Raw genomic sequence first — 11360 nt, forward strand, 5'->3', positions numbered from 1 at the left:
GTCAGGCCTCCCGCTGGGTCGCGGGCCCCTGGCCGGAGGTGCCCGGCTCGGTGCCCGCGGGGGTGTCGGGGGTGGGACGGTCGCCGCCGGGGGTGCGCCGGCCGTACTCGGTGCCGCGGTCGGGGTGCGCCTGCGCGGCGCCGGCCCGCTCGGCCGGGTTGTCGGCGGCGGCGACGCGGGCGTCGGCGGCCTCCTCCTCCGGCGTCTGCCCGGTGTCGCCGGACGGCGCGACCGTGTCCGCGGGCTCGCCAGCGTCGGCGGGCTCCGGCTCGGGGCCGCTCATCGGCGGGGCGGACTCGCCGCGCTCGGCGGCCAGCCGGACGCCGGCCAGCGTCGGCCCCCACTCGCCCGGCGCGTCGACGGCGGCGCGCGCGGCCCCGGCGTCGGCGTGCTGGGAGAAGCCGGCCAGCTGCCGGGAGACCCCGCGGAAGTCGGTGAGCGGGGCGCCGCGCGTCGGGTGCGGCTTCTCCCCGCGGCGCAGCGCGGCGACCAGCGCCCGGGCGCTCTCGACGTCCTGCTGGTCGTAGAACTCGTAGTCGACGGTGACCACGGGCGCGTAGTCGCAGGCGGCCAGGCACTCGGCGTGCTCGAGGGTGACCGAGCCGTCGGCCGCCGTCTCGTCGTGGTGGACGCCGAGGTCGGCGGACAGCGCGTCCATGATCCGCTGCCCGCCGAGGACGGCGCACAGCGTGTTGGTGCAGACGCTGACCAGGTGCCGGCCGGTCGGGCGGCGCTTGTACATCGTGTAGAAGGTCGCGACCGCGCCGACCTCGGCCTTGGTCAGCCCCAGCACCTCGGCGCACAGCGCGACGCCCTCCGGCGTCACGTAGCCCTGGTAGCTCTGGACCAGGTGCAGCATCGGCAGCAGCGCCGAGCGCGGCTGCGGGTAGCGGGTCGTGATCTCCCGCGCCTCGAGCCAGGCCTGCTCGGTCAGCGGCGGCAGGTCCGCCGGCGTCGGCTCGACGGGGCTGTCGACGAGCCCCGTCGTCGCCGCGCCCTCCCGGGACCCGGGGAGCGCGCTCACGGCTTCTCCTCGCCGGCGCTCGTCGACGCCGCTCGCGGCGCTGCTGTGCTCCTGGGGGACCTCGCGAGCTCGCTCACCTGTCCACCCCTCCCATCACGGGGTCGATGGAGGCGATGGCGGCGATGACGTCGGCGATCATCCCGCCCTCGCTCATGGCCGCGGTCGCCTGGAGGTTCACGAAGCTGGGGTCGCGCACGTGGACGCGCCACGGCCGGGTGCTGCCGTCGCTGACCACGTGGTAGCCGAGCTCCCCGCGCGGTGACTCGATCGGCACGTACACCTGGCCGGCCGGCACCCGGAAGCCCTCGGTGACCAGCTTGAAGTGGTGGATGAGGGCCTCCATCGAGGTGCCCATGATGTGGCGGACGTGCTCGAGGGAGTTGCCCATGCCGTCGGCGCCCAGCGACAGCTGCGCGGGCCAGGCGATCTTCCGGTCCTCGACCATCACCGGGCCGGGTTCGAGCCGGTCGAGCGCCTGGCGGACGATCTTCAGCGACTCGAACATCTCGGCCATCCGGACCAGGTAGCGGCCCCAGGCGTCGCTGGTGTCGGCGGTGGGGACCTCGAAGTCGTAGTCCTGGTAGCCGAGGTAGGGCTCCGTCCGGCGCAGGTCCCAGGGCAGCCCGGTGGCGCGCAGCACGGGCCCGGTGACGCCGAGCGCCAGGCAGCCGGTGACGTCGAGGTAGCCGACGTCCTTGAGCCGCCGCTGCCAGATCGGCTGGCCGGTGAGCAGCTTGTGGTAGCCGGCCAGGCGCTCCGGCATGACCTCGAGCCACTCGCGGATCGACTCCTCCACGCCGGCCGGCAGGTCCTGGGCGACGCCGCCGGGCCGGATGTAGGCGTGGTTCATCCGCAGCCCGGTGATCTCCTCGAGCAGGTCGAGGCACAGCTCCCGCTCGCGGAAGCCGTTGGTCATGCCGGTGAGCGCGCCCAGCTCCATGCCGCCGGTGGCCAGGCCCACGAGGTGCGAGGCGATCCGGTTGATCTCCATCACCAGCACGCGGATGGTCTGCGCGCGCTGCGGCACCTCGATGCCGAGCAGCTTCTCGACGGCCATGCAGTAGCCGGCCTCGTTGAACAGCGGGGACAGGTAGTCCATCCGCGTCACGAAGGTCGTGCCCTGCACCCAGTTGCGGTACTCGGTGTTCTTCTCGATGCCGGTGTGCAGGTAGCCGATGACCACCCGCGCCTTGGTCACCGTCTCGCCCTCGAGGTCGAGGACCAGCCGCAGGACACCGTGCGTCGAGGGGTGCTGCGGCCCCATGTTGACGACGAGCCGCTCCTCGCCGGAGAGGTCCGCGCCGAAGGCCTGGTCCCAGTCGCCGCCGGTGACGGTGTAGACCCGCCCCTCGGTGGTCTCCCGCGAGCCGGCGTACGGGTCGTAGGTGGTGCTCATCGGTAGCTCCGCCGGGTGTCGGGCGGCGGGATCGTCGCGCCGTGGTACTCCACCGGCACGCCGCCGAGCGGGTAGTCCTTGCGCTGCGGGTGCCCGTCCCAGTCGTCGGGCATGAGGATCCGGGTCAGCGCCGGGTGGCCGTCGAAGACGACGCCGAACATGTCGTACGTCTCCCGCTCGTGCCAGTCCGCCGTCGGGTAGACCGAGGACACCGACGGCACGTGCGGGTCCTCGGCGGTGACGGCGACCTCGAGCCGGATGCGCCGCCGGTAGGTCATCGAGGTCAGGTGGTAGACGACGTGCAGCCGCGGCCGGCCGGCGTCCACCGCGGGGCCGCCGCTGTCGAGGTAGTCGACGCCGGAGACGCTGCTGCACAGCTCGAAGCGCAGGGCGTCGTCGTCGCGCAGCGCCCGGACCAGGGTGAGCAGGTGCTCGCGGGCGACGAAGTAGGTGATCTCCCCGCGGTCGACGAGGACGCGCTGCACGGCGGCGGCGTAGGTGGCCGCGCCGACGGCGTCGATCAGCGCGTCGGTCACCTCGTCGAACCAGCCGCCGTAGGGGCGGTCGGTGGAGTGCAGCGCGACCGCGCCGCCGGGCTCGACGCGGACCAGGCCGCCGAACCCGGAGGTGTCGCCGCTGCCGCTGACGCCGAACGCGCCCTTGCGGAAGCCGCCGCCCGCGGCCGCGGCGCCCTGCGAGGCGTCGGCGCCGCTGCGGTCGCCGGGGCCGGTCACCGGGACCCGCCGCGCGGTCCGGGCAGGAGGACGGCGTCGCCCCCGCGCTGCTCGATGGCGAACTGGCCCGTGCGCCCGAGGGCCGCGGCCTGCTCGTAGGCCGCCCGCTTGGCCTTGTCGGCGCGGACGCTGGAGGGCATCTCGACCAGCAGGTCGGGGGCGCGGCCCTCGGCCCGCTCCTCCTCGAGCCGGCGGGCCCGCTTCGGACCGAGCGGCTCGTTCTGGATCTTGTGGTGCAGCTTGAGGATCGCGTCCATGAGCATCTCCGGGCGCGGCGGGCAGCCGGGCAGGTACATGTCGACCGGCACCACGTGGTCGACGCCCTGCACCACCGCGTAGTTGTTGAACATGCCGCCGGAGCTGGCGCAGACGCCCATGGCGAGCACCCACCGCGGCTCGGGCATCTGGTCGTAGATCTGCCGCAGGACCGGCGCCATCTTCTGGCTCACCCGGCCGGCGACGATCATGAGGTCGGCCTGGCGCGGGGAGGCGCGGAAGACCTCCATGCCGAAGCGGGCCAGGTCGTACCGGCCGGCGCCGGTGGCCATCATCTCGATGGCGCAGCACGCCAGGCCGAAGGTGGCCGGCCACAGCGAGGACTTGCGCGTCCAGTTGACCAGCTTCTCCACCGTGGTCAGCAGGAAGCCGCTCGGCAGCTTCTCCTCGAGACCCACGTCAGCTCCCCTCCGTCAGTCCCACTCGAGGCCGCCGCGGCGCCAGACGTAGGCGTAGGCGAGGAAGACGGTGGCGATGAAGACCACCATCTCGACCAGGCCGAAGACACCCAGCGCGTCGTTGGCGACGGCCCACGGGTAGAGGAAGACGATCTCGATGTCGAAGACGATGAAGAGCATCGCCGTCAGGTAGTACTTCACCGGGAAGCGGCCGCCGTGCAGCGGCTGGTCGACCGGCTCGATGCCGCACTCGTACGCCTCGAGCTTCGCCCGGTTGTAGCGGCGCGGACCGACGAACGGCGCGACCGTCACCGAGAACAGCGCGAAGGCCGCGGCGAGCGCGAACAGCCCCACGATCGGGACGTAGGACGACAGCACCGGCGCCTCCCTCGGCGGCTCGTGGGCTTGTGAAGAAATTCACAAACTCGCGCCACGAGCCTATGCCGCCGGGGGCGGCAAGTGAAGCGCGGGGGGTGAGTGAGTTCACATCCCCGGGTCACGGTCCGGTCACGGACCGCTTCCGGCGCTCCTCAGACGGACGGCGCCAGGCGGGTGAGGACGGCGACCACGCGGTCGAAGCGGTCGCCGTCGCGGCCGTCGGAGAGGTTGCCCATCAGCCGCAGCGCGGCGTTCACCATCGCCGGCCGCTCGAGCCCGTGCGCGGTGGCGAAGCGGACCAGGCCGGGCCGGTCGAGCAGGGCCAGGAAGGCCATCCCGAGCCGGTGGTGGCGGCCGTAGGCCTCGCGCAGCCGCTCGGGGTAGCGGCGCAGCACCGCCTCGCGGGCCGGCCCCTCCGGTGTCGCGAGCGCCGCGGCCGCCGTCTCCCCGGCCATGCGGCCGGTCTCCAGCGCGTAGCTGATGCCCTCGCCGTTGAACGGGTTGACCACGCCGGCGGTGTCGCCGGCCAACAGGAGGCCGCGGGTGTAGGCCGGCCCGCGGTTGAGCGCCATCGGCAGGCCGGCGCCGCGCAGCGGGGTGACCGCGTGCTCCTCGCCCAGTTGCCACTCCGGCGGCAGGGTGGCCAGCCAGCGGCGCAGCACGGTGCGGGCGTCGGTCTCGCCGCCGCGGCGGGTGTCGAGCAGGCCGAAGCCGACGTTGGCGGTGCCGTCGCCCATGCCGAAGGACCAGCCGTAGCCGGGCATCGAGTCGGCGGTGGGGCCCTCGGCGGAGAGGTCGAAGGAGATGTCGAGGTAGGGGTCCTCGCCGCGCGGCGTCTCGACGTACCGGCGGACGGCGACGCCGAGCGGGCGGTCCTCGCGGCGGGTCAGGCCGATCGCCTTGGCCAGCCGGCCGGACAGGCCCTCCGCGGAGACGACCAGCGGCGCCCGCCAGGTCACCGCCTCCCTGTCCGGGCCGGCCTGCGCGTGCACGCCCACGACCCGGCCGGCGTCGTCCAGCAACGGGCCGGTGACGGTGACCTCCTGCTCGAGCCGGGCGCCGGCGGCCACCGCGTGCTCGGCGAGCATCGGGTCGAGGTCCTTCCGCGGCCGGATGAGCCCGTAGCCGGGCCAGGAGGACAGCTGCGGCCAGTCGACCTCGACGACCCGGCCGCCGCCGAAGACCCGCAGGCCCCGGTGCTGCACCCAGCCGGCCTCCGGGGAGACGTCGATCCCCATCTCGTCGAGCGCCTTCACCGCGCGCGGGGTCAGGCCGTCGCCGCAGACCTTCTCCCGCGGGAAGCGCGCCTTCTCCAGCACGACGACGTCGAGCCCGGCGGTGGCCAGCGTCCAGGCCGCGGCCGACCCGGCCGGCCCCGCACCGACCACCACGACGTCGGCGCTGCCCCCGGCGGTCGGACTCGTCACGCGCGGCCCCCTCGGTGCTCGGTCTGCGGTCGTCCCGAGCCTAGGCGGGCCCCCCGCCGGAGCCGCCGGCGAGCGCGGCGCGCACCTCGTCGTCGGACGTCTCGCCGAAGTCGTCGTAGTAGCGGCCCACCGCGCCGAACGGGTGCGGGGTGACCGGGCAGACGACCTCGTCGGCCAGCACGGACAGGTCGGCGCACACGTCGGGCGCCCCGACGGGCACCGCGACGACGACCGCGGCGGGGCCGGCCGCGCGGACCGCGGCGAGGGCGGCGCGCATGGTGGAGCCGGTGGCCAGCCCGTCGTCGACGAGGACGGCGGTGCGGCCGGCGAGCGCGGGCGGCGGCCGGTCGCCGCGGTAGGCGAGCTGGCGCCGGCGCAGCTCGGCGAGCTCGGAGCGGCGCACCTCGTCCGCGGCGGCCGGTCCGACGGGGTTGCGGGCGAGGACGGACTCGCTGCGGACGCTCTCGACGGTCTCCCCCACCGCGGCCAGCGCGCCCATGGCCAGCTCCGGCCGCTCGGGCAGGCCGAGCTTGCGGACGGCGACCACGTCGAGCTCCGCGCCGAGCGCCGCCGCGACCTCGGCCGCGACCAGGACGCCGCCGCGGGGCAGGCCGAGGACGAGCGCGTCGGGGCCGAGCGGCACGGCGGGGGGACGGGCGGGGTCGGTCAGGCGCGCGGCGAGCTGCCGGCCGGCGTCGCGCCGGTCGCGGTACGGGCGGCCGTCCACCGCGCGGCCCGGGTCAGACGGGCTGGGGTCCCGACGGCGGCGGGGCGCTCGGGTCGGTGGGGCTCGGCTGCGGCAGCGGGGCCGGCGACGGCGGGGAGATCGGGTCGACCGGGGACGGCGACGGACCGGGCGGCTCGGGCATCGGTGTCGGTGTCGTCATGCGGCGACGCTATCCCCGTGGGCGTGCCGCGGGAGCCCTCGCCGGCGGCCCGTCAGGGGCGGACGGCGCGGTGCAGCGCGACGACGCCGCCGGTGAGGTTGCGCCAGGCGACGTCGGTCCACCCGGCGGCCTGGATGCGGGCGGCGAGCGCCGGCTGGTCGGGCCAGGCGCGGATCGACTCGGCCAGGTAGACGTAGGCGTCGGGGTTGCTGCTCAGCGCGCGGGCGATCCGCGGCAGCGCCCGCATGAGGTACTCGGTGTAGACGGTGCGGAACGGCTTCCAGGTGGGGCTGGAGAACTCGCAGATGACGAGCCGCCCGCCCGGCCGGACGACCCGGGCGAACTCGCGCAGCGCGACGTCGGGGTCGGCCACGTTGCGCAGGCCGAAGGAGACGACCAGCCCGTCGACGCTCGCGTCGGCGAACGGCAGCGCCATCGCGTCGCCGGCCACCTTGGGCACCGGCCGTCCCGCGCCGGCCAGCAGCATCCCCTGGGAGAAGTCGCAGGCGACGGCGCGCACGCCCCCGGCGGCGAGCTCCACCGTGGAGACGGCGGTGCCGGCGGCGACGTCGAGGACGAGGTCCCCCGGCCGGGCGCCCAGCGCCTCGCGGGTGGCCCGCCGCCAGGCGGCGTCGCGACCGCCGGAGAGCACGGTGTTGGTGAGGTCGTAGCGGCGGGCGACGCCGTCGAACATGGCCGCGACCTCGTGCGGCTGCTTGTCCAGCCCGGCCCTCGACCCGGCGGTGTGTGCGCTGTCTCGCCGGTCTGCCACGGCGGACGACGCTACCGGCTGCCTACGCTGGGGGACGTGACGGCAGCGGCGGTGACCACCCCGGACGCCGCCGCGCCCGCCGTGACCACGGTCGCGCTGCCCGACTCCCCCGACCTGCTGGCGCTGCTGTCGCGCGGGGGCGCGCTGTCCTGGGTGCGCCGCGGCGAGGGCCTGGTCGGCTGGGGCGAGGCCGACCGCCTCGAGGTCTCCGGTCCCGGCGCGCTGGCCGAGGCGGCCGCCTGGTGGGCCGACCGCAGCGCCGCCCTCGCCGTCGACGACGAGGTGGGCGTGCCCGGCTCCGGGCCGGTCGTGTTCGCGAGCGTCGCGTTCGACCCCGCGCGGGAGACGTCGGTGTTCGTCGTCCCCGAGGTCGTCGTCGGCCGCCGCGACGGCGTCGCCTGGGTGACCACGACCGGCGACGCCGACCCGGGCGACGTGATGGCGGCGGCCCGCGAGCCGCTGACCCCCGCGCCGGGGCGGCTGCGCTACGCCGACGGCGCGCTCGACCCCGCCTCGTGGTGCGGCGCGGTGTCCGCCGCGATCGGCCGCATCGGCGCCGGTGACCTCGCCAAGGTGGTGCTCGCGCGCGACCTGCTGGTCACCGCCGACGTGCCGCTGGACCCCCGCCGCCTGCTCGACCGGCTGGCCGCCCGCTTCCCCGACTGCTGGACCTTCGCCGTCGACGGGCTGCTCGGCGCCACTCCCGAGCTGCTGCTGCGCCGCACCGGCCGGCAGCTGTCGGCGCGGGTGCTGGCCGGCACCGCCCCGCGCGGCGCGGGCGCCGAGGACGAGCGGCTCGCGGCCGGCCTGCTGGCCAGCGCCAAGGACCGCGCCGAGCACGCCCTCGCCGTCGACTCGCTCGTGCGGGCGCTCGACCCGTTCTGCACCGCGCTGTCGGTGCCGGAGCAGCCCTCGCTGCTCACGCTGCCCAACGTGCGGCACCTGGCCACCGACGTCGTCGGCACCCAGCGCCGCTCGGGCGCCCGCGGCCGCGCCGGGCTGCTGGAGCTGGTCGACGCCGTGCACCCCACCGCCGCCGTCTGCGGCACCCCGCCCGAGGCCGCTGCCGGGGTCATCGCCGAGCTGGAGGGCATGGACCGCGGCCGCTACGCCGGGCCGGTGGGCTGGCTCGACGCCCGCGGGGACGGCGAGTTCGGGCTGGCCCTCCGCTGCGCGCAGCTGGTCGACGACGACCCGTGCTCGGCCCGGCTGTTCGCCGGCTGCGGCATCGTCGCCGGCTCCGACCCGGCGGCCGAGCTCGCCGAGACCCAGTCGAAGTTCGCCGCCTTCCAGGCCGCGCTGGAGGGCTGAGCCGGCCCGCTCCCGGCCGGCCGCCGTCCTGCCCCGGGGACGACGAGGGCCCCGGCCGCGGCGCGCGGTCGGGGCCCTCGTCGGGTGAGGCGGAGGTCAGCCCACGTAGTTCACGTGCACGTGGTCCATGTGGTTGGCGGTCGCGCCGCCGCGGTCCTCCATCGCCTTCCAGGCGCCGTCGGGCGAGGTCAGGATGCGCTGCTGCCAGATGACGTACTCGACGCCGAGCTCGTCCCAGTGGTCGACGTGGTACTGGGCGATCGCGTCGCCGAGGGCGGCGTCGGACATGACCATGTAGTCCAGCGCCTTGCCGGAGGGGTGGCCGTCCGGGTCGACCGCGCTGGCCCGCGTGCCGCCGAGGGTGATGTCCGCGGCGCCCGGGACGTTGCTGACGACGGCGTTCGCCGCCGCCTGCACGGCCTCGTGGATCGCGCCGGCGGTGTTCGTGATCTCGGCGACGACCGAGGCCTGCGCGACCTGCGGAGCGGCCTCGGCGATCGGCGGGGTGGCGGCGGGCGCCGCCTCGCCGGCGGCGGCGACCGGAGCCGGGGCGGCCTCGGCGGCGGGAGCCGGAGCGGCCTCGGCCGGGGCGGCCGTCGAGCCGCTGAGCGCCAGCACCTGACCGGGGTAGATCCGGTTCGGGTTGCCGCCGATGACGTCGATGTTGCGCTCGTAGAGCTCCCGCCAGCTCTGGCCGTGGGCGGCGGCGATCTTCGCCACCGTGTCCCGCCAGCGGACGGTGTACTCCTCGGTGCTGACCTCGGCCTGCTCGGCCGGGGCGGCCTGCTCGGCGGCCGGCTGCTCGGCCGGAGCGGCCGGGGCCTCGGCGGCCGGGGCGGCCTGCTCGGCGGGAGCGGCCGGCGCCTCGGCGGCGGCCGCGGTGGTGCCGTCGGTCAGGTACTTGCCGCAGGTCGGCCAGGCGCCGACGCCCTGGCCGGCCAGGACGGCCTCGGCGATCTGGACCTGCTCGGCCGGGGTGGCGAGGTCGGCGCGCGGGGCGAGGTCGGTGCCCCCGAAGGCGGCCCAGGTGGACTGGCTGAACTGCAGCCCGCCGTAGTAGCCGTTGCCGGTGTTGATGCTCCAGTTGCCGCTGGACTCGCACTGGGCGACGCCGGTCCAGTCGTGGGTGGTGGAGGCGGAGGCCGGCGAGCTCAGGACGCCCAGACCGACGGCGGCGGCGCCGGCGGCGACAGGGGCCTTGGCGATGACCTTCTTGGTGCGGACGTAGCGGGGTGCGCGGTGCTTGGGCATGGTGATGATCTCCCGATCACCGCCGGCGAGGTGAGCTGTCGGGTTCGGGCGATCGGTGCCCGGCCGCGGTCCGCGGCTTCACCCCGAGGCGCGCTCCGACAGGCCCCCGTAGGCCGTCGCGCGCCGGAAGAGTGGGTCCCCCACCCCTGCCCTGGGAGTTGACGTGGGCGACCGGTGGGCAGGGTTTGGCGGACCGGCGCCGCGCTCTGTGTTCGCTGAGCGCAGCCAAAACGTTACGTGTCGTCATGTCGACTGTCGTCGTGACGGCGGTCACACGGCGGTTCGGCCGGGGCGTGTGGGGTACGGCGTGACGTCGGCGTGACCACCGCGCGGGTAACGGAACCCGCTGCTCGCCGCGCACGATCGGGCCCTGCCGGGGTCGTGCCGTCCCCGCCGCGTCCGCGCCGGGTCCCGTGACGAAGGCCACCGGGAACGCGTGCCGGACCGGCCCGTCACGAGGGCCTGGGACGAGCTCCCGGGCCGTGCCCGGGCCCTCTCCGGCGCTCCTCGGACCGGTCAGGCCAGCGCGCGGCCCGCGGCCTCCCGCAGGGCGACGGCGAGGTCGGCCTCCGCGCGCTGGTCGGTGCGGGCGACGACCACCCGCGGCCCGCCGCGCGCCAGCGCGGCGGCGAGCTCCTCCGGCGTGGTCACCGCCACCGCCTCCCACCCCAGGGACGCCGCGACGGCGACCAGGTCCCGCCCGTGCGGCGTGCCGAACACCCGCCGGTAGTCGTGGGCGTACGCCGGCCGCCCGGGCTCCAGCTGGGCGAAGATCCCGCCCCCGTCGTTGTCGGGCACCACCACGGTGAGGTCCGGGCGCGGCTCGCCCTCGCCGGTGAGCAGCCCCTGCAGGTCGTGCAGGAACGTCAGGTCGCCCATGAGCGCCACCGCCGGCCCGCCGTGGACCAGCGCGGCGCCGACGGCGGTGGACACCGTGCCGTCGATGCCGGCGACGCCGCGGTTGGCGAGCACGGCGACGTCGCCGCGCGGGACGGCGAGCCGGTCGACGTCGCGCACCGGCGTGGAGGAGCCGAGCACCAGCAGCGCCCCCGGCGGCAGCGCGGCGACGACGTCGCGGGCCAGCCGGGCGGCGGTCAGCCCGGTGGCGGCGTCCAGGGCGGCGACGACGGCGGAGCGCGGCCGGCGGGCGGCCGCGCGCCAGGCGGCGGACCAGCCGGGGTCGCAGGGCGGCCCGGCCGGCGGGGCGGCGCGGGTGACCAGCGCGGCGGTGCGGCCGGCGTCGGGCCAGCGCGGCCCGGCGACCACGGTCTCCACGCGCACCCGCGGGTCGGCCAGCAGCACGGACACCGGCCGGGACAGCGTCGGCCGGCCGACGACGACCACCCGGTCGGGCCGGTGCGCGTCCAGCCAGCCGGGCACGCCGAGCAGCAGCGCCCCGCCGCGCACGGCGCCGTCGGTCCACGCCCCGCCACTCGGCTCGGCGACCACCGGCCAGCCGGCCGCGGCGGCGCCGGCCGCCCACGCCCGGCCGGCGGCGTCGGGCCC

Annotated in this window: 11 protein-coding genes and 1 riboswitch; of the genes, 1 reads left to right on the plus strand and 10 read right to left on the minus strand. The window is 76.5% G+C overall.

What is annotated here, in order from left to right; all coding sequences use genetic code 11:
- Position 1: 1 nt before the first annotated feature.
- The 8 genes from nuoE to ACFO3M_RS06970 all read right to left on the minus strand — a co-directional run bounded on the left by nuoE (position 2) and on the right by ACFO3M_RS06970 (position 7292).
- Positions 2-1024 carry an NADH-quinone oxidoreductase subunit NuoE gene (gene nuoE, locus ACFO3M_RS06935; protein ID WP_387987834.1) on the minus strand — a complete coding sequence of 341 codons (1023 nt, stop codon included), beginning with the start codon at positions 1022-1024 and terminating at the stop codon, positions 2-4.
- A 73-nt stretch (positions 1025-1097) separates the two neighbouring features.
- Positions 1098-2420, minus strand: a complete 1323-nt coding sequence (locus tag ACFO3M_RS06940) for an NADH-quinone oxidoreductase subunit D (protein WP_387987835.1) — start codon at positions 2418-2420, stop codon at positions 1098-1100.
- Positions 2417-3154, minus strand: coding sequence for an NADH-quinone oxidoreductase subunit C (locus ACFO3M_RS06945; protein ID WP_387987836.1), 738 nt, complete (start codon positions 3152-3154; stop codon positions 2417-2419). The genes ACFO3M_RS06940 and ACFO3M_RS06945 overlap by 4 nt, the downstream gene beginning before the upstream one ends.
- Positions 3151-3828, minus strand: coding sequence for a NuoB/complex I 20 kDa subunit family protein (locus tag ACFO3M_RS06950; RefSeq protein ID WP_456901420.1), 678 nt, complete (start codon positions 3826-3828; stop codon positions 3151-3153). Before ACFO3M_RS06950 ends, ACFO3M_RS06945 begins: the two co-directional genes overlap by 4 nt.
- A gap of 15 nt (positions 3829-3843) precedes the next feature.
- Entirely contained in the window at positions 3844-4206 is a 363-nt protein-coding gene (locus ACFO3M_RS06955; RefSeq protein ID WP_456901421.1) for an NADH-quinone oxidoreductase subunit A, read from the minus strand.
- A 152-nt stretch (positions 4207-4358) separates the two neighbouring features.
- Positions 4359-5633 carry a geranylgeranyl reductase family protein gene (locus tag ACFO3M_RS06960; protein WP_387987837.1) on the minus strand — a complete coding sequence of 425 codons (1275 nt, stop codon included), beginning with the start codon at positions 5631-5633 and terminating at the stop codon, positions 4359-4361.
- 40 nt (positions 5634-5673) lie between these two features.
- On the minus strand, positions 5674-6360 hold the full coding sequence (locus ACFO3M_RS06965) for a phosphoribosyltransferase (protein ID WP_387987838.1): 687 nt from the start codon (positions 6358-6360) through the stop codon (positions 5674-5676).
- A gap of 212 nt (positions 6361-6572) precedes the next feature.
- The gene (locus ACFO3M_RS06970; protein WP_387987839.1) at positions 6573-7292 is read right to left on the minus strand and encodes a demethylmenaquinone methyltransferase; all 720 of its coding nucleotides are present in this window, start codon (positions 7290-7292) and stop codon (positions 6573-6575) included.
- A gap of 36 nt (positions 7293-7328) precedes the next feature.
- Here ACFO3M_RS06970 and ACFO3M_RS06975 point away from each other — a divergent pair, with 36 nt between their 5' ends.
- Complete coding sequence (locus ACFO3M_RS06975) at positions 7329-8603, plus strand: isochorismate synthase (protein ID WP_387987840.1); 1275 nt, start codon at positions 7329-7331, stop codon at positions 8601-8603.
- Between the two features lie 96 nt (positions 8604-8699).
- On the opposite strand, the gene ACFO3M_RS06980 is transcribed toward ACFO3M_RS06975, so the two are convergent.
- Both ACFO3M_RS06980 and ACFO3M_RS06985 read right to left on the minus strand, forming a co-directional pair.
- Positions 8700-9854 (minus strand): LysM peptidoglycan-binding domain-containing protein, encoded by a 1155-nt coding sequence (locus ACFO3M_RS06980; RefSeq protein WP_387987841.1) that lies wholly within the window; start codon positions 9852-9854, stop codon positions 8700-8702.
- Positions 9855-9858: 4 nt separating this feature from the next.
- Positions 9859-10028: riboswitch (cyclic di-AMP (ydaO/yuaA leader) on the minus strand.
- A gap of 342 nt (positions 10029-10370) precedes the next feature.
- Positions 10371-11360 (minus strand): thiamine pyrophosphate-dependent enzyme (locus ACFO3M_RS06985; RefSeq protein ID WP_387987842.1); only part of this gene is annotated, 990 nt, incomplete at its 5' end.

Source organism: Geodermatophilus arenarius (assembly GCF_042654585.1).
In the GTDB taxonomy this organism is placed as follows: Bacteria; Actinomycetota; Actinomycetes; order Mycobacteriales; family Geodermatophilaceae; genus Geodermatophilus; species Geodermatophilus arenarius.

What these genes read in the sequence shown, in the direction of transcription:
- ACFO3M_RS06980 (WP_387987841.1), bottom strand. Translation starts at nt 9,854, where the DNA reads ATGCCCAAGCACCGCGCACCCCGCTACGTCCGCACCAAGAAGGTCATC.
- ACFO3M_RS06940 (WP_387987835.1), bottom strand. Translation starts at nt 2,420, where the DNA reads ATGAGCACCACCTACGACCCGTACGCCGGCTCGCGGGAGACCACCGAG.